Here is a 17,794-nt window from a genome sequence, read left to right as displayed (position 1 = left end):
GTGGGGGGCCACCGCGGACGGGGCGGGTTCGCCCGGGCGGTGCCGGGCTCGGTCGGCCGGCGCCACGCCCGGCACGCGTCCTGCCCGGTCGCCGTGGTCCGGCGCCGCAAGGACGCGGACGGCTGCCCCTTCGTCCCCGTGCCGTTCGGGCAGCACGGAGGGCGCGCCGTGGTCAGCGGTCCGCGAGACGGTCCAGGACGCGGGTCGCTTCCCGGCGCACCGCCTCCCGGGCCGGCCCGGGCAGCGACGCCAGGACGGTGCGGTCGAGAGCGCCGAGCGTCAGCTCGGGTCCGGTGTGGCAGTCGGCGGTCGCGCTGGTCACCTCGTAGCCGTCCCGGACGGCGACGGAGAGACGCCGCCGGCCGTCGTTCCCCGCATGTACGGCGGTGGCGACGACCAGCGGCGGCGGGCCTCCCACTTCGCCGGGCGCCTTGTAGTAGCCGCTCGTCAGGGGGTCGCGCCAGCGCAGACCCAGCAGCACATGACGCTTGGCCACCACTTCGCCGAGGTCGGTCTCGTACGCGCCCTCGCTGTCCAGAACGGTCGCCCGCGCGTCGAGGACCAGCGCGGCCGGGAGCAGACAGCGCAGCGTGCTGCCCACGATGTTGCCGCCGACGGTGGCCGTGCGGCGTACGGCGCCGGTCCCGACGGTGGAGGCCGCCCGGTGCAGCACTTCCGGCACCCGGTCGTCCACCTGGTGCAGCAGGACCGCCCCGCCCAGTGCCTGGCGGTCTATCAGATTTGCCTCGGAGAGCGCGCGCAGGGACATCGCCTGCTCGGGGAAGCCGTCGCGTTGCCAGAGGCCCCACACGAGCGTGGCGCCGCCTACGGGTACCGCTCCCTCGGCGAGACAGCGCTGGGCTTCGGACAGGGACGTGGGCAGATGCAGCAGCACGACGGGCGACCTGCTTTCCTCAACAGGGGCGGGGAGACACGCCACTTCACGGGGTGATCGGGGCATTGCATTGTCGGCCCGGCTCCGGGGGCGCGTACAAGGCTCACGGGACGGCCGCGTGCGCCCATCAGGGCGTGCCCTTGCGCTCGGTCGGGTGCGTGCCTCATGGTTGACGCGCGTCACATGACTCGTCACTCAGCCCAGCCCACACGTCCCAGGACCGGAGATCGCATGCTCGGACGCGCTGTACGACTCATTCTCTCGATTGTCATGCTCACGACCGGCATAGTCGTGGGTACCGTCGCCACCGCGGGCACCGCGCACGCCGACGGCTGTTACACCTGGCCCCGCACCCTGTCCCAGGGCGCCTCGGGCGCCGATGTCACCCAGCTCCAGATCCGGCTGGGCGGCTATCCGGGTTACGGGTCGGTGCTGGCTGTCGATGGCAGTTTCGGCCCGGCCACGGCGGCCGCGCTCAAACGCTTCCAGTCGGCCTACGGCCTGGCCGCCGACGGGGTGGCGGGCCCCAACACCTACAACAAGCTGTACGCCCTCCAGGACGACGACTGCACGCCGATCCACTTCTCCTACGCCGAACTGAACCGCTGCAACTCGACCTGGTCGGGCGGCGCGGTCAGTGCCGCAACGGCCAAGTCCAACGCGCTGCGGACGATGTGGAAGCTGGAGGCCCTGCGGCACGCGCTCGGTGACCAGTCGATCCGGGTCACCAGCGGCTTCCGCTCCCACTCCTGCAACGACGCCGTCGGCGGAGCGAGCAACAGCCGCCATCTGTACGGCGACGCGGCCGACCTGGGCGCGGGACCGCACTCCTTGTGCACCCTGGCCAAGCAGGCCCGCAACCACGGCTTCAGCGGCATCCTCGGACCCGGCTACCCGGGACACGACGACCACACCCACGTCGACCACCGCGCCAGCCGCTACTGGTCCGCGCCGACCTGCGGCATCTGAACGGACGCCGGCCGCCGAGCGGGGGTTCCCCGGCCCTTCCGGGGAACCTCCGGGCGCCGGAACGGGCGGTGCGCCTGCGGGTCACAGCAGCCGCCGGATCTCACCCCGCACCCGGTAGAAGCCGCCGGCCGCCGGGTGCAGCGCGTCCACGACATAGCGCGCGCCGGGGACCCGTATCGCGCGCGGGAACTGCACGTTCCAGGACGCGTCGTAGCCGCCGGACACGACATGGACCCGCAGCCGCCCGTGGTCCTGCACGCACTCGACGACCACGGCGCCGGACGGCGCCTGCGCGACGGTGGCCACCGCGGTCGCGGTCGTGGCCGGTGTGTAGGTGGGCAGGGCCGCGGCGAGCTTGACGTCCCGCGCGACCGGCACGGTGCCCTGCTGCGCCGCGGAGACCGCCGCCTCGCTCGCGTCCACGCACACCAGCGAACCGTCCGTGGTCACCAGGTACAGCCGCTCGTCCCGGTACTGCATCGACAGCGCCGATCCGCCTCCCGTGCCGAGCTTCCACAGCCGGGTGCCGTCCCGGTCGAAGCAGTAGACGGACGACGCGGAGTCGCCGGCGAAGACGAACCGTCCGCCCGGCGCGGTGGCGCACGAGTACACGGAGCTGTCGCAGGCGTAGGTGGCTTCGACGGCACCGGTCGCCTTCGACAGCCGCTGCACCACCCGGTGCGCCGTACCCGCGTAGACGGTGTCGTCCTCCTGCCAGCCGAACAGCACACCGCCGCGGGTGGGCGTGTGCCACAACTCGCCGCTCCCGTCGGGTGCGTAGGCCGTGACGCCCCGATGGTGGCCGTGATAGACGGCCCGGTCGTCGGCACGGACCATCCATGCGTGCTCACCCTGGCTGCGGCGGGACCACTGGTGCTCGTCCTCGTGGTCGATGACGGTGAGCCGGCCCTCGCGGTCCGAGACGTCGAGAACGCCCTCGTGGATGTCCAGCCAGAAGATGTCGACATCCGCGGCGATGTCGTAGGCGGCGAACGGCAGTTTCGAGGACAGGTCGTAGACCCGGCCGTCGTCACAGCCCGCGTAGATCCAGAAGTCGTCGGCCACCAGGCACTTCACGCCGTCCGGCAGACTGAACCGGGCCAGTACGCCGCCCTCGTGGTCCAGGGTGAAGACGTCTCCTGACTGGTTGCCGACCCAGCAGCGGTCGTCGTCGACATGGATGCCGAACGCCGAGGAGCCCGTCCCGAACCGCCACAGCACGGGAGCCACGGCGCGCGCGGTGGACGGCGCCGAGGCCACCTGACGCCGGGTCACCGCACGCGGGGCCCGCCCGCCGGGCACCGCCGGCTCATAGCCCTTGCGGACCTTCTCCCCCACCTTCTTCGCCGCGGCGGCCCGCGCCTTCGCCGCCGAGGCGAACGTCGTCGTCTGGGTCTGCCCCGCCGCGCCGATCCGGCCGTACCGCACCGTCACCACCTGGCCGTCGACCGACACCTCGTAGAACTTGTGCGCGCCGCCACCCTCCTGCGACAGCTCCAGATACGTCGTCGACACCGCGGTCCCGGCGGACATGGCAACACCCCTCCCCAGACGGGCCCTCGGCCGCTCCGGCGGGCCCACTGATCACACCGTAGGAGGTGCCACTGACATCGGGGCTGCCGTCAGAGGCCGAACTCCTGCGGCGAGAGACCGAGCGCCGCGCACGCCTCACGGACGGCGTACTGCTCGGCGGGCTCGAAGCTGCCGTCCGCGCCGGCGACGACCATTCCGGTCTGCACCACCGCCCGCGCCTCGACCGGCTTCTTCGCCGCCTTGGCGATGTCCTCCAGCGCCCGCGCCTTGCCCTGCTCGAAGTGGGCCGTGAGCCGGTCCACATGCTCGTTGAACCGCTTGCGGAGCTGGTCCGGCGGGAAATTCTGCAGCACCTCGTTGGAGACGATCAGCTCCTCCACCCGCTGCCGCTCCACCGGGTCGACCCGGCCGTCGGCCGCCGCGACCAGCGCGCACATCGCCATGCTCGCGTCGCGGTAGGCGCCGCTCTTCAGCTCCGCCTTGGCCGAGGCGAGCTGGGTCTTGAACAGCCCCACCAGCTTGGCCTTGGAGCCGCCGCCGGGGGAGGACGAGCCGTGCCCCTGCTGCCGTGCTCCCGGCCTCGCTGCGCCCTGGGACTGCTGGAGCGTCCTTGCCTGGTCCTTGAGCCGGTCCCACATCGCCATTCGGTGCCACCTCGGGTTGTGTCGCTGTCCACCCGGTCCTGGTCGTCAGCCCGGGTCTGCACGGTCGTCCGGTCAAACGGACGCGGCCCCGGCCATGTTCCCGCGGGACGGAAGAAGGGCAAAGCCCATCGGGGCGTCGTCCGCGACGGGCCACCGCCGGGCCACCGCCGGGCCACCGCCGGGCCACCGCCGGGCTGGACGAACGACCGCCGCCCCGGACGGTGAGGTCCTGGGCGACGGTCGGCGACGTCGGCTCCGGCTCCGGCTCCGGCTCCGGCTCCGGCTCAGCCCACCGTCCACTTCTGGTTGGCGCCGCCCGAGCAGGTCCAGATCTGCAGCCGGGTGCTGTTGGCGGAACTGTTGCCCGTCACGTCCAGGCACTTGTCGGCCTGCGGGTTGACGATGTCGCGTGCCGCGGTCACGACCCATTTCTGGGCCGCGGTGCCGTTGCAGTCCCACAGCTGGACGGGCGTGCCGTCCGCCGTGCCGCCCGACGCGACGTCGAGGCACTTGCCGAGCGCCCGGATCGTGCCGTCGCCGCCCACCGACCACTGCTGGGCGGCGGTGCCGTTGCAGTCGTAGAGCTGAACGGGGGTGCCGTTCGCCGTGCCGGCCCCCGCGACGTCGACGCACTTGCCGGCCAGGCCGCGGATCGCGCCACCGGCCGGTGAGTCGCTCGTGGTCACCGATACGTGGTCCACCACGAGTTGCTGCGGGAAGACGGTGGATCCGTCCGGGTCACCGGGCCAGTAGCCGCCCACTGCCAGGTTGAGGATCAGGAAGAACGGCTTGTTGAACACCCACTGCTTTCCGCCCAGGTCGGCGGGGGTGCGCCGCTGGTAGACGTTCCCGTCCACGGACCAGGTGATCGAGTCCGGTGCCCAGTCGACGGCGAAGGTGTGGAAGGCGTCCGCGAAGGCCTGTCCGCCCGGCAGTGTGTACCCGGCGCCGATGCCGCCGGAGCCGGAGTAACCGGGACCGTGGATCGTTCCGTGCACCGTGGAGGGCTCGAAGCCGACGTTCTCCATGATGTCGATCTCGCCCGAGTCCGGCCAGTTCACCGGCGTGCCCAGCATCCAGAACGCCGGCCACATGCCCTGTCCGCGCGGGATCTTCATCCGCGCCTCGACGTGCCCGTACTGCGCGGTGAACCTGCCCGCGGTGTTGAGCCGTGCCGAGGTGTACTGACAGGTGCCGTACCAGCACTGGTAGTTGGCCGGGTTCTCCTTGCGGGCCGTGATGACCAGATGGCCCTGACCGTCCAGGGCGGCGTTCCGGTTGCCCGATGTGTAGTACTGCCGCTCGTGGTTGTTGACGTTGTCGCCGGTCTCGGTCTGCCACTTCGAGGAGTCGACGGCCGCGCCGGCGGGCCCGTCGAAGGTGTCCGAGAACGTGACGGCCGCCGCGGCGGTGGCGTCCGCCGGTTCGGCCCGCGCGGTCGTACCGACCGCGCCGGAGGCGACGAGTACGGCGGACAGGGCGGCGATCAGCCATCGGCGACGGGTGCGCGGAGAGAACATGGCTCTCCCTTCCGTACGGCGGCCCGTGGGGACGGGTGCGCCGAACGAGGGTGTGGGGGGGGGTGAATGCGCAACGACTCGATTCAAGAGGCGAGGTGAGCGGACGTCAAGACTTTGGTACAGACCAGAAATCGGCGCAGCACCTGCCGGACCCGAGGGCCGGCCGGTGATTCACGCCGTTGTGCCCCACGACGTCCGGTGCGCGCAGGCCGGGTCGTGCTCGGTGGCGCAGGACGTCCACCAGCGTTCGCAGCACGCGGCCTCCACCTCGGCCTGCGCGAGCGCCGCGGCCACCGAGTCGCGCCACGCAGCCCGGCGGCCCTCCCGTTCGCGGAGGACGGCGACGGCGCGCCGTTCGTCGGCGATCACCGTTTCGCGGACCACACCGACGACGGGGGCGAGGGCGGCCACAGCCATGGCGAGGGTGGTCCAGGGGGGAACGGTGCCCCAGGTGCGCACCGTGCAGAAGGAGAGCCAGAGGGCGACGGCGACGTACATCACGGTGAGAGTGCGACTGCCCCTGCTCATGACGCTTGTCCCTTCCCGGTCCGGCCGATGGACTTCTGATGCCCCGGATGCGCGCCGACATGACCTGCTCACCCGCAGATCGAGCAAGTCCTTTTGTTTGCCAATGAGTTGCTACTTTCCCGTGCCCCGTGCGTCACACTGACGCCAGAGAACCGGACGTCAAGGGGTGAGCGGGTGCGGGGGCACGGTCGCGCACAGACCGGTCGTGGCCCCGGTGGCGGGAGCGTTGCTGGTGGCGGGCTACACGGACGGAACGGGCGAGGGGGCCGGCGCGGCCACGTCGCCCCGACCCGTCCGGGCCGGAGAGGAACACGGCCGCTGCCCCATGTCCCGGTCCGTCCTCCCCGGACACTCCGGAGGAGGACGAGCCGTACACCCGCCCGAGGGCCGGGCGCCCCGGACCCGGGCCGAGGCGGTCGCCTTCGTACGCGAACTCGACGTACCGTGCGACTACTTCGGCGTCGAGTTCCGCAGACAGCGGCCCCACTGGGTGGTGCTGCACGCCCCACTCACCGGAAAGACGGGCAGGATCGGCGCGGTGCTGGACCGGGCGGGCGGAACGGTCGTCCAGGACCAGGGCATCCTGCTGCTCCGGCAGTGGCAGCGGGTTCTGGGCGGCGACGCGCTGCCGCACGTGGTCGCCGAGGAGACGGACGACGGCCCGGCGGCCACCCGCTCCCCCGCCGGCCGTGGGCGTGACGGCCTTCGCCTACCGCGGTCCGCTGGACTCCGCGGTCCGGACCGCCGCTCGCTGGACGCCGCGGTCCGGACCGCCCCTTCCTCGCCCGCGCGGACGACATCGGCCGCCGGGCGTGACGGGGCACGAGCCCGGCGAGCCGGAGCCGCCGGTACCGGTCACGCACCGGCGCCGGCCGCGGTCCGTCGAGGGCGGTGAAGCACACCGGAGGGGTGACGACGACTTCGGCTCGTGGCTCGTGGTTCCACCTTGCCGGACGGACACGGACCGTCAGGATTCTTCCGCCGGCAGTGCGTACAGCCGGGAAAGGTTCACCACGATCGCTTCCTGCGTGCTGCGGGCGATGACGACCACGGCCTCGTCCACGGGGTCGGGGTTCTCCTCCCGGTGCGGCACGAAGGGCGGGACGAACACGTAGTCCCCGGGGGAGGTCTTCAGCCGGATCTCCTGCGGCTCCTCGCCCGAGTCGTCCAGGAAGACGAACTCGGGGTGCCCGCTCACCACGTAGATCGCGGTCTCGGACTCGCCGTGGTGATGGTCGGAGGACGCTGTCGCCGGGGCGACGTGGGTCTGGCCCATCCACAGCTTCTCGGAACCCACCGTCGCGCCGCTGACGGCGGCGAACCGCCGCATGCCGCCGGTCTGCGCGGTGCCGCCGTCCAGGGAGTCGGCGCGAATGTGGTGCAGACGGGCACGCAGGGGGGCCACCGGGACGTCCGGGGTCTCGTGCAGATGAGGGTGGAACTTGTCACCGGGGGTTGTCAACGGCTCGCTCATGGCCGGGACGCTAGGTTCGCGCCAGAAAGGATGTCAAGAGGTATCTTTTGCTTGTCACCTGCGGAAACAATCCCGCAATGAAGGATCCGAGTGCGACGTAACTCCTCACGGCCCACAACACCTCGGGCATGATGGGCGTATGCATATCTCCGCGAAGGCGGACTACGCCACGCGAGCCCTTCTGGAACTCGCCCGCGAACCTTCCCGTCCGCTGACCTGTGAGTCCATCGCCTCCTCGCAGCAGATCCCGTTCCGGTTCCTGAAGTCCGTCGTGGGCGAGTTGCGCAGGGCCGGCCTGGTGCGCAGCCAGCGCGGCTGCGAGGGCGGATACTGGCTCGGCCGCCCCGCCGGCGAGATCTCCCTGCTCGACGTCGTACGCGCCGTCGACGGCGAGGTGCTCACCCTGCGCGGAGAGCCGCTGGGTGAACTCGCCTACCCCGGCCCCGCCGAAGGGCTGCCCGGCGTGTGGCGCCGTATCGAGGCCGACGCCACCACCGTCCTCGGCGGGACGACCCTCGATGCACTGCTGCCCACGCCCGTGCTCGACGGACCGGACCGGCGGGGCGTCGCGTGACGGCGGTACCGGAGCACCTTCCGGTGGAGGTCGTGGAGTACACCGATCCGCTGTGTCCGTGGGCCTGGGGGTCGGAGCCCGTTCTGCGGTGTCTGCGCACCGCGCTGGCGGGCCGGGCCCGCTGGCGCCGGGTGTTCTGCCTCCTGTTCCTCGACGACGACGATCCGGCACCCGATCCGGTGGCCGAGACCGCCTGGTACGAGCGGCACATCGAGGAGATCGCCGGGCACACGGGGGCACCCGGGCCCACGCGTCTGACCCGGGTGGCGGCGAGTTCCTGGCCGTCCTCGCTCGTGGCCAAGGCGGCGGAACTGCAGGGCGAGGAGGTGGCCGAGCGCGTGCTGCGGCGACTGCGCGAGACCGTCTTCGTCCTCGGGGAGCCCGCCGACACACTCGCGTCGGCGCTGTCCGCCGCCCGGGGCGTACCGGGCGTGGACCTCGCCCGCCTCGGGGCCGACGCGGCGTCGAGCGCGGTACTCCGGCGGGTCCGCTCCGACCACGCCGAGGCGCGCCGGCCGGTGCGCGAGGCGCTGTCCGTGCGGGGCGGGTCCCCTCATCCGGGCACCGCCAAGGAGACAGCCGACGGCGGCCTGCGCTATGCGCTGCCGACCGTGTTGTTCCGGGCGGGCACCGCGCGCCGGCTGGTGCCCGGCTGGCGCGGCTGGGAGGAATACGCCGCGGCGGTGGGTGAGTTGGGTCCGGAGCCGCCCCCATCGCCGGCCCGTCCGGCCCCGGAGGCCGCGCTGCTGCGGTACCGCAGTCTGACCGGCCCCGAGGCACGGCTGCTGACGGAGGGTCAGTGGCCGCCGCCGCACGCCGTCCGGGTCGACACCGCCGGCGGTTCCCTGTGGCTGCACCCCGACGAGGCCGCCACGCACCCGGCCACCCGCCCCAACCGGCCCTGAGGGGCCCGCCCATCGAGCGATGCCGCACGTCCGCCCAATGAGACATCAATAAGTGTCCATTGACAGTGACCGAGAACAGCCCGACTATGTGGGACATGCACACGACGCACCCCGGCGTGATGTGCCGCTACGTGGACCTGCGGCGCACGTCCAGCGCCCTCTGTCGCTGACTGCCCACGGCACTCGGACGACCGACACCGGACGGAACCGGGACGGCTGACCGCGCACCGCGCCCACGCCCCTGACGTCTCCGCCGCCAGCCGCTTCCCGGCCGGTCGGCCACACCCGTCGGCCCACGCCTTTCGCTTCACATCGCATCCCACTTCGTCCACCGCATCCCGGTCGGCGCCCTGATCCTCGGTCGCCCACTGCCCGGGGCACGGTGTGCCCCACGTGTGCCCCGAGGGCTCCGCCGGCCTGCCCGGCGCAGGCCCCCACGGGTGCGCCCCCTCTTTCGTTCTCCCCTTCCGCGCGGCTCACCGTGGGGAAGGGACGTCACAGAAGGTATGACATGTCAGGACAGCTTGTGCTCCGTACCTCCGAACCGTCCCCCCGGCCCGTCCGTCGGTCCGTGCGCCGCTCCGGCCGCCTGCGTGGCGCAGCCCTCGGCGTGGCGCTCGCCACGGTACTGGTCCCCTCGCTGGGCGCCTGCGGGGGCGGGTCCGCCGCGGCCTCCCCGGACGGCACCCTGAAGTGGGCCTCGTCCTACTTCCCCGGTCACTGGGACCCGGTGGTCAGCGGCAGCGGCGCCCAGTTCCGCCAACTTGCCCTGGTGTACGCCTCTTTGACGCGGGTCAACGAGAAGGGCGAGGCCGTCCCGGATCTGGCCGAGAGCTGGGACTACAACGCCCAGGGCGACCAGGTCACCTTTCATCTGCGTCCCGGCCTGACGTTCAGCGACGGGGAACCGGTCGACGGCGCCGCGGTGAAGGCCGCCGTCGAACGCGCCAAGAAGCAGAAGAACTCCGCCCTGTTCGGCGATCTCACCTCGATCGAGTCGGTGGAGGCCAAGGGACTCGACGCCATCGTCCACCTGACCCAGGTCGACTACCAGATTCCCCAGTTGCTCGGTGAGCGCGTCCTGCAGATCGCCAGCCCCAAGGCGGCCGAGGCGCCGGAGAAACTGGATCAGAACCCGGTCGGCGCCGGGCCGTTCACCGTCACCCGGCTCATCCCCGGCACCAAGGCGGTGCTGACGAAGAACCCGGACTACTGGGACGCGAAGAACATCCACATCGACAAGGTGGAGCTCACCTCCGCGCCCGACGCCTCCACGGTGGTGTCCGGTCTGCGCACCGGCGTCTACAACTTCGCCGACATCGACCCCAGCCAGGCCGAATCGGCGAAGAAGGCAGGGCTCGACGTCTTCGTCCAGCCCGGGTTCAACGCCTCCAACATCAGCCTGAACGTCAACAAGGCGCCGTTCAAGGACGACAGGGTCGTGGACGCCGTCCGCCACGCCGTCAACCGCGAGGAGTTCGTCGACAAGCTGACCTTCGGCTACGGCGAGGTCACCGACCAGCCCTTCCCCAAGGGCTACGTCGCCTACGACCCGGAGTCGGAGAACCGCTACCCGTACGACCCGGCGAAGTCCGAGAAACTGCTGGCGCAAGCCGGCTACCGACCGGGCGACATAGCGCTCGACCTGGTCATCCCGGCCGAGGACCCGGCGGCCGAGATCGTGCAGTCCCAGCTGGCGAAGGTCGGCATCACCGTCACCATCAAGATCGACAAGAACTGGGCGACACCCTTCTTCGCCAAGGACCTGACGTTCTCGCTGTACGGAACCACCGGACGCGACTCGGCCCTGCAGACCCTCACCGCCCACTTCGGGCCCGACGGACCGCTCAACCTCAGTTCGCCGTACGAGCCGGACGGCTTCGAGGACGCCGTCGCCGAGGTCCGCCAGACCCCGCTCGACGACCCGCGGTACGCCTCGGTCCTGCAAGCGGCAACCCGGGCCGGGCTGGAGAGCGGGGCGCTGGTCTTCACGTACTCCTCACCCAACCTCTTCGCCAAGAGCGGGTCCGTCTCGGACCTGCCGAAGAACCCGACCCACATCAACTGGACCGGAGTGACCGTCTCCGGCGGCAACTGACCTCCGTCCACCACAGTCAGAGAGGGGGCCACCCCATGAAGACGACCGACGCACCGGCGCCGCCCGCACTCCGTGGCGGGGTCGCCGTGACCAGGACCCGGCACGCGCTCGGCCGCGTCCTGGCCGCCCTCGCCCGAGCGGTCGCGCTCTTCGTGCCGGTGTTCCTGGTCGCGACGTTCGTGACGTTCGCGCTGCGGTCGCTGAGCGGGCTCAGCCCGGCACGACTCCAGTTGGGCGAGGAGGCGACTCCCGAGGCCATCGCCCGGGTGGAGGCTGAGTGGGGTCTGGACCGGCCCTTCCTGGAGCAGTACGGGGACTGGTTCACCGACGTCCTGCAGGGCCGGCTCGGCACCAGCTGGACCAACGGGGCCGATGTCTCCGCCCTGATCGGGCTCGGCCTGGGCGTGAGCCTGTCGGTGGCGGTCCTGGCGCTCGTCATCGGCGTGACGCTCGGCTTCGTCCTCGGCACCCTGGCGGCACTGCGCCGCACCACCTGGATCGACCGCGCCGTCACCGGCTTCGTCACGATCATCTCGGTGATGCCGGCCTTCGTCGTGGGCATCGTCCTGGTCGCCGTGTTCGCAGTGGGACTGAACTGGTTCCCGTCCGCCGGATACGTCACCGCGCTGGAGGGCGGGGTCGGTCCCTGGCTGACGCACATCACCCTGCCGGCACTCGCGCTGAGCTTCGACGTCGTCGCCGATGTCGCCCGTCAATTGCGCGGCAGCCTCGTCGCCGCCTACAGCGAGAACTACGTCACCGGCGCGGTGGTCCGCGGGCTCGGACCCCGCCGGATCTTCTTCCGGCACGTGCTGCGGGGCGGCCTCGGGCCCGCGCTCGCCACGCTCGGACTGAAGTTCCCCTCCTTGGTCGGCGCGTCCGTCGTCACCGAATGGATCTTCGGCCTGCAGGGCTTCGGCCGGTTCGCCAACGACGCGGCGCAATCCGGGGACGTACCCGCCGTACAGGGCGTCCTCGTGGTGTCGATCGTCCTGGTCGTCACGTTCAACCTGATCGTCAACCTGGTGCTCGCGCGCGTGACGCCGGCCTCACAGAGAGGAGTGTGACCCATGGTGCGCCGCGTTCTGTCCCTCGCCTCCGGGCGGACGGCCGTCGCCGTCCTCACCGTGGTCGTCCTGCTGGCGGTCCTCGGTCCGCTGCTGGCCCCGCAGAATCCCCTGGCCCCCAGCGACAACACCCTCGCACCCCCTTCGGCGGCGCACTGGCTGGGCACCGACTACCTCGGCCGGGACGTGTTCAGCCGCCTCCTCGACGGTTCCCGTGTCAGCGTCCTCAGCTCGCTCGAAGTCGCGCTCACCGCCCTGGTCGTGGGAGTCGTCCCCGGGATCCTGTCGGTGTACCTGGGCCGGACCTTCGAGTGGATCACCCTCCGGCTGACCGACACCCTGGTGGCCCTGCCGTTCCTGCTTTTCGCCGTCGCCGTGATCGCGCTGCTCGGCAACGGCATCACCCAGGCCATGCTGGTGACGGGGGTGCTGGTGTCACCCCTGTTCTACCGGGTCTCCCGCGCCGCGACCCTCGCCGTGGCCCGCTCCCCGTACGTCGAGGCCGCACTCGTCTGCGGCGCCTCGCTCGGCTGGATCGTGCGCCGCCATGTGTGGGTCAAGGTGCTTCCACCGATCGCGGTCGCACTCGCCCAGACCGTCGGCACCGGATTCGTCATCGTCTCCAGTCTGACCTTCCTCGGCATCGGTGTGCAGCCGCCCGAGCCCACCTGGGGCGGCCTGCTCGCCTCCGATCTCGGTTACCTCGGCCACCAGCCGTGGGCCCCGGTGGTCCCGGCGCTGCTGATCATGGTCACCGTGTGGGCCGCCAACCTGCTCGCCGACGCCATTCGCGACGTCTCCGGCGAAGCGGGCCGCGCCCTGGTCAACCGTCGCAAGGCCCGCACCGACCGCCCCGCCACCGCCGCACCCGCCACCACCGGAGGTACCGGATGACCACCCTGTCCACCCCTGCCGTCCGGGAGCGTCCCGGCGACACCACGGCCGGCACCTCACCGGCTCCGGTGGCACCCGTGCTGTCCGTACGCCAGGTGCGCATCTCCGACCGCGTCACCGACCGCGAGATCGTCCACGGCGTCAGCTTCGACCTGACGCCCGGCAGGACCGTCGGCATCGTCGGCGAGTCGGGCAGCGGCAAGACCCTCACCTGCCGTGCCGCGCTCGGTGTCCTGCCGCCCCACTTCGAGGTCAGCGGCGGCACGATCGCGATCGACGGCACCGACATCAGCACGCTCACGCCCCAGCGGTGGACGGCGCTGCGGGGTGACACCATCAGCGCCGTCTTCCAGGACCCCGCGTCCTACCTCAACCCCTCGATCCGGGTCGGCGCACAGATCGCCGAGGTCGTCCGCGTCAAGAAGAAGGTGCGCCGGCGCGAGGCCCGGCAGCGTGCGCTCGACCTGCTGGGAGCCGTGCGCCTGCGCGATCCCCACCTGGTCTACGACCGGTACACCTACGAACTGTCCGGCGGCATGCTGCAACGAGTCCTCATCGCGGCCGCGATCGCCGCTGACCCGCAGATCCTCATCGCCGACGAAGCGACCACGGCCCTCGACGTGACCGTCCAGGCCGAGGTCCTCGACCTGCTGGCCGACCTGCGCGAGCGGACCGGACTGGCCCTCGTCATCGTCTCCCACGACCTCGCCGTCGTCGCCCAGCTCTGCGACGAGGTCCTCGTGATGCGGCAGGGCGAGGTGGTCGAACAGGGCCCGACCGAGGCCGTCCTGCACCACCCGCGCCACGCGTACACCCGGCTGCTCATCGACGAGCACGAGCAGTACGGCCTGGAGAAGTTCCTCGCGCCGAAGGAGGAGGGATGAGCGAGCGACGAACGTCCACCGAGCACGCCGAAGCGGGTCCCGTCCTGGAGATCACCGGTCTCGACGTCCACTACGGTCCGCGCCGCCGGCGCCACCGCGCGCTGCGCGGGGTGTCCCTCGCCGTCTCGCCCGGAGAGACGGTCGGCCTGATCGGCGAGACCGGGTCGGGCAAGTCGACCCTCGCGCGGGCCGCGCTCGGCCTGGTGCGTCCCACGGCGGGATCACTGGTGATCGACGGGCAGGACGTCACCGCCCACGGCCACCGCCAGTGGCGGGAGCTGCGCCGCCGCGGCGTCGTCCAGTACGTCTTCCAGGACCCGCTGCGCAGTCTTGACCCCGACCTGACCATCGAGGAGTCGCTCACCGAGCCACTGCTGGTCAAGGGCGTGCCCCGCCCACCGGCCACCGAGCGGGTCCGTGCCTTCCTGAGCCGGGTGCGTCTGTCGGAGGACCTCCTCGGCCGGCTGCCCGGGGAGCTCTCCGGCGGTCAGCGTCAGCGCGTCGCCGTGGCCCGGGCCCTGGTCACCGAACCGCGGCTGGTCATCCTCGACGAACCGGTGAGCGCCCTGGACTCCGCCAACCGCGTGCAGGTCCTGCGGATTCTCAAGGAGCTGCGCGCCGACGGGGTCGCCCTGGTCTTCATCTCCCACGACCTCGGATCGGTGGCCGGCATCGCCGACCGCATCGCGGTGCTGTACCGCGGCGAACTCGTCGAGGACGGCCCGGCCGAGGACGTCATCACACGGCCCGAGCACGTCTACACCCGGCTGCTCGTCGGCTCCGCACCCACCCTGAACGGCGCCTCGGCCGACCGGGCCGAGCGCGAGGCCCTGCGCGCCCTCGTACACGCCTGAACCCTCCCGCAGAACAGGAAGAGAGAAACCCATGTCCCGCAAGATCCACCTCGCCCTGCACCCCTACGGCGTCGGCGGTCCCGGCCAGCACGGCCTGTGGAAGGATCCGCGCGTCGCCAAGAACGCCAGCATCGACATCAACTACTACATCCAGCAGGCCCAGGCCGCCGAACACGCCCTGTTCGACGCGCTGTTCATCGTCGACAGCCAGTTCATCAACCACACCTACCCGGCCCACTATCTCAACCGCCTGGAGCCGCTCACCCTGTTGTCGGCCGTCGCCACGCACACGCGGCACATCGGCCTGGTGGGCACCGCCAGTTCGACGTACAACTCCCCGTTCAACCTCGCCCGCCGCTTCGCCTCCCTGGACCACATCAGCGGGGGCCGTGCCGGCTGGAACGTCGTCACCAGTTTCGACACCGGCACCGCCCGCAACTACGGCCTGGACGAACACCTCGACTACACCACCCGTTACGGCCGGGCCCTGGAATTCGTCCAGGTCGCCCGCGGCCTGTGGGACTCCTACGAGGACGACGCCTTCCCCGCCGACGTCGAGCGCGGCGTCTTCCTCGAACCCGGCAGGCTGCACGCCCTCGACCACGCCGGGGAGCACTTCCAGGTCGCCGGCCCGCTCAACATCTCCCGCTCGCCCCAGGGCCAGCCCGTCATCTTCCAGGCCGGTGTCTCCGAGGAGGGCCGCGACCTGGCGGCAAGGGTCGCCGAGGGCATCTACGCGCCCGGCGGCTCCCTGGAGCAGGCCCGCGCGTACTACACCGACATCAAGGAACGCACCGCCGCCCACGGCCGCGACCCCGAGCACATCAAGATCTTCCTTCACGGCGGCCCCGTCGTGGCCGCGACCGACGAGGCCGCCAGGCGCCGCGAGCGGGAGATTTTCGAGGAGGACAACGACCTCGAGGGCAACCTCGCGCTCCTGGGCCGCTCCTTCGGCGCCTACGACTTCAGCGGGCACGACCTGGACGCGCCCTTCCCGGACGTCGCCCACCTCGCCGAGCGGGGAGGCCGGACCGCCGCGAACCACATCATCGAACGGGCCCGGGCAGAACGACTCACGCTGCGTCAGGTCGCCGCATCCGCCAACGAGTTCCGCCGCTCCCCCTTCGTCGGCGCACCGACGACCGTCGCCGACGCCATCGAGACGTGGTTCGAGGCCGGCACGTTCGACGGCATCAACCTCGCCTTCCGTACCAACGACGAACTGGAGCTGTTCGTCGACGGGGTGGTCCCGCTGCTGCAGAAGCGCGGCCTGTTCCGCACCGGGTACGAAGCCGACACCCTGCGCGGCCACCTCGGCCTGCCGGTGCCCGAGAACCGGCACACCCGAGAGCGCCGGCTCGCGCAGGGCTGAGGAACCCCACCCCCGACACCATGACCGGGCCACCACCCGCATCCGTGCCCCGGTCGGCAGGAGTATGAGATGAGCCAGTACACCGACCACCGTGGTCCTCGGGGTCTGCGCACGCGCGGCACCGTCGTCGTGGTGCCGGGACGCGGTGAGACCCGGGCGACCTACACCCGGCTGGGCAGACGGCTCGCCGCCGACGCCTATCGCGTACGAGTGATCGACGGCCCTCACCTGGCCACCGACGCCTCGGCCGAGGACCCTCTCCCCCGGCTGGCTGCGCGCATCGCCGCCGCGATCGAGGGCACCGCGCCGGACGGCGGCGTCGCCCGTCCGGTCGTCCTGATCGGCGCGGACACCGGCGCCGCCGCGATCGCCACGCTTCTCGGCCGATCGGACCTCGCGGCCCCGGCCGCCCGGCCGGACGCCGTCGTCCTGGCCGGTCTCCCGGCCCCCGGCGCGACCGTCGCGGGAACCTGGGAGGAGGAACTCGACGTCCGCACCGCCTGCCCCGCGCACCGCGGCACGCTCACCGAGGACGCTGAGGTCGGACGCGGCGCACTGAACAACGCGGTGCCCGAAGCCGCGGTGTCCGCGGTGTACGCCGGTGATGTGCCTGTCCCGGCGCTGCTGCTCGCCGGCGACGCGGATCCGCTCACCGACCGCGACGCCCTGGCGCGCGCCGCGAAGGCAGTGCCCCGCGCCCGCCTCTCGGTGGTCCGGGGCGCCCGCCACGACGTCCTCAACGACGTCCAGCACCGCTCGGTGGCGGCGGAGATCGTGACCTTCCTCGAAACGCTGCGCAACGAGTTGGTGCCCCTGGTCACGGTGGAGTCGAGCGCATGGTGACACACCGTCCGCCGGCCACCGCCGCGCCCGCTGTCTCCCCGAACCCCTGATGTCCGAACCCGATCCGGAAAGGTCCACCATGGCCGTCGTCCTGTCCGTCTCAGGAAGTCCCTCCGCCACCTCTCGCACCGCACGCCTCCTGCGCCATCTGGACGGCCGTCTCGAGGACCACGGCCACCGGGTGATCCCGCTGGACCTGCGCACCCTGCCCGCCGAGGCGTTGCTCGGGGCCGACTTCGGGCACCCGGCGATCACCGGGGTCGCGGCGCTGTTCGAGGAGGCGGACGGCGTGGTGATCGGTACGCCCGTCTACAAGGCCGCCTACTCCGGGCTGCTGAAGTCGCTGCTCGATCTGCTCCCGCAGTACGCCCTCGCGGGCAGGACGGTGCTGCCCCTGGCAACGGGCGGCACCACCGCCCACGTCCTGGCCATCGACTACGCCCTGCGCCCCGTGCTCAGCTCCATGGGCGCGGGCCACATCGTGCAGGGCTGGTTCACCCTCGACAAGGACATCGTCGTGGACGAGGAGGGCACACTGACCATCGCTCCAGGCCCGGCGGCGGCCCTCCACCGGGTCACCGACGAGTTCTCCACGGCACTGAGCGGCCGCGTCGCGCCGGTGCCGGCCCCCGCGTGAGGCCTCGCGGTGCTGTCGCGGCGGACCGCATCGGCCCCCGGGCTCCAGGGGCCACGGGGCCGAACGGCCGAACGGGTGCGCTACATTTTGCACGCCCTTGACC

Annotated in this window: 18 protein-coding genes and 1 pseudogene; 13 read left to right on the top strand and 6 right to left on the bottom strand. The window is 71.7% G+C overall.

What is annotated here, in order from left to right:
- A pseudogene (locus tag ACIF9R_RS28720) lies at positions 1–90 on the top strand (universal stress protein); the annotation flags it as partial.
- 82 nt (positions 91–172) lie between these two features.
- Here ACIF9R_RS28720 and ACIF9R_RS28715 read toward each other — a convergent pair.
- On the bottom strand, positions 173–895 hold the full coding sequence (locus ACIF9R_RS28715) for an FAD binding domain-containing protein (RefSeq protein WP_399985281.1): 723 nt from the start codon (positions 893–895) through the stop codon (positions 173–175).
- Positions 896–1,126: 231 nt separating this feature from the next.
- On the opposite strand from ACIF9R_RS28715, the gene ACIF9R_RS28710 reads away from it, so the two are divergent.
- Positions 1,127–1,864, top strand: coding sequence for a D-Ala-D-Ala carboxypeptidase family metallohydrolase (locus ACIF9R_RS28710; RefSeq protein ID WP_399985280.1), 738 nt, complete (start codon positions 1,127–1,129; stop codon positions 1,862–1,864).
- Between the two features lie 81 nt (positions 1,865–1,945).
- Here ACIF9R_RS28710 and ACIF9R_RS28705 read toward each other — a convergent pair whose 3' ends face one another.
- From ACIF9R_RS28705 to ACIF9R_RS28690, 4 genes are all read right to left on the bottom strand, one after another.
- Positions 1,946–3,397, bottom strand: a complete 1,452-nt coding sequence (locus ACIF9R_RS28705) for a WGR domain-containing protein (RefSeq protein WP_399985279.1) — start codon at positions 3,395–3,397, stop codon at positions 1,946–1,948.
- Between the two features lie 89 nt (positions 3,398–3,486).
- On the bottom strand, positions 3,487–4,041 hold the full coding sequence (locus tag ACIF9R_RS28700) for a tellurite resistance TerB family protein (protein WP_399985278.1): 555 nt from the start codon (positions 4,039–4,041) through the stop codon (positions 3,487–3,489).
- Between the two features lie 284 nt (positions 4,042–4,325).
- Positions 4,326–5,561 (bottom strand): ricin-type beta-trefoil lectin domain protein, encoded by a 1,236-nt coding sequence (locus ACIF9R_RS28695; protein WP_399985277.1) that lies wholly within the window; start codon positions 5,559–5,561, stop codon positions 4,326–4,328.
- A 171-nt stretch (positions 5,562–5,732) separates the two neighbouring features.
- A complete protein-coding gene (locus tag ACIF9R_RS28690; RefSeq protein WP_399985276.1) occupies positions 5,733–6,089 on the bottom strand; it encodes a hypothetical protein in 357 nt (118 codons plus the stop codon).
- A gap of 205 nt (positions 6,090–6,294) precedes the next feature.
- On the opposite strand from ACIF9R_RS28690, the gene ACIF9R_RS28685 reads away from it, so the two are divergent.
- Positions 6,295–6,984, top strand: a complete 690-nt coding sequence (locus ACIF9R_RS28685; RefSeq protein WP_399985275.1) for a hypothetical protein — start codon at positions 6,295–6,297, stop codon at positions 6,982–6,984.
- A 72-nt stretch (positions 6,985–7,056) separates the two neighbouring features.
- On the opposite strand, the gene ACIF9R_RS28680 is transcribed toward ACIF9R_RS28685, so the two are convergent.
- Positions 7,057–7,563, bottom strand: coding sequence for a cupin domain-containing protein (locus ACIF9R_RS28680; protein WP_399985274.1), 507 nt, complete (start codon positions 7,561–7,563; stop codon positions 7,057–7,059).
- Between the two features lie 139 nt (positions 7,564–7,702).
- Between ACIF9R_RS28680 and ACIF9R_RS28675 the strand changes: the two genes are divergently transcribed.
- The 10 genes from ACIF9R_RS28675 to ssuE all read left to right on the top strand — a co-directional run bounded on the left by ACIF9R_RS28675 (position 7,703) and on the right by ssuE (position 17,691).
- On the top strand, positions 7,703–8,137 hold the full coding sequence (locus tag ACIF9R_RS28675) for an RrF2 family transcriptional regulator (protein WP_399985273.1): 435 nt from the start codon (positions 7,703–7,705) through the stop codon (positions 8,135–8,137).
- Positions 8,134–9,042, top strand: coding sequence for a DsbA family protein (locus tag ACIF9R_RS28670; protein ID WP_399985272.1), 909 nt, complete (start codon positions 8,134–8,136; stop codon positions 9,040–9,042). The genes ACIF9R_RS28675 and ACIF9R_RS28670 overlap by 4 nt, the downstream gene beginning before the upstream one ends.
- 511 nt (positions 9,043–9,553) lie before the next feature.
- Positions 9,554–11,140: an ABC transporter substrate-binding protein gene (locus tag ACIF9R_RS28665; RefSeq protein WP_399985271.1), complete on the top strand. Its 1,587-nt coding sequence runs from the start codon at positions 9,554–9,556 to the stop codon at positions 11,138–11,140.
- A gap of 35 nt (positions 11,141–11,175) precedes the next feature.
- Entirely contained in the window at positions 11,176–12,207 is a 1,032-nt protein-coding gene (locus tag ACIF9R_RS28660; protein WP_399985270.1) for an ABC transporter permease, read from the top strand.
- 3 nt (positions 12,208–12,210) lie between these two features.
- The gene (locus tag ACIF9R_RS28655; protein WP_399985269.1) at positions 12,211–13,101 is read left to right on the top strand and encodes an ABC transporter permease; all 891 of its coding nucleotides are present in this window, start codon (positions 12,211–12,213) and stop codon (positions 13,099–13,101) included.
- Positions 13,098–13,985, top strand: coding sequence for an ABC transporter ATP-binding protein (locus ACIF9R_RS28650; protein WP_399985268.1), 888 nt, complete (start codon positions 13,098–13,100; stop codon positions 13,983–13,985). Before ACIF9R_RS28655 ends, ACIF9R_RS28650 begins: the two co-directional genes overlap by 4 nt.
- Positions 13,982–14,839, top strand: coding sequence for an ABC transporter ATP-binding protein (locus ACIF9R_RS28645; protein WP_399985267.1), 858 nt, complete (start codon positions 13,982–13,984; stop codon positions 14,837–14,839). The genes ACIF9R_RS28650 and ACIF9R_RS28645 overlap by 4 nt, the downstream gene beginning before the upstream one ends.
- A 31-nt stretch (positions 14,840–14,870) precedes the next feature.
- Positions 14,871–16,211, top strand: coding sequence for an NtaA/DmoA family FMN-dependent monooxygenase (locus ACIF9R_RS28640; RefSeq protein WP_399985266.1), 1,341 nt, complete (start codon positions 14,871–14,873; stop codon positions 16,209–16,211).
- A 69-nt stretch (positions 16,212–16,280) separates the two neighbouring features.
- On the top strand, positions 16,281–17,054 hold the full coding sequence (locus tag ACIF9R_RS28635; RefSeq protein ID WP_399985265.1) for an alpha/beta hydrolase: 774 nt from the start codon (positions 16,281–16,283) through the stop codon (positions 17,052–17,054).
- 79 nt (positions 17,055–17,133) lie between these two features.
- Positions 17,134–17,691, top strand: a complete 558-nt coding sequence (gene ssuE, locus ACIF9R_RS28630; RefSeq protein WP_399985314.1) for an NADPH-dependent FMN reductase — start codon at positions 17,134–17,136, stop codon at positions 17,689–17,691.
- Positions 17,692–17,794 lie beyond the last annotated feature (103 nt).

The organism is Streptomyces sp. NPDC086080, from assembly GCF_044540255.1.
Taxonomy (GTDB): Bacteria; Actinomycetota; Actinomycetes; order Streptomycetales; family Streptomycetaceae; genus Streptomyces.
Note: the sequence above shows the minus strand (reverse complement) of the source record. Positions and strands in the feature narration are given on the sequence as shown.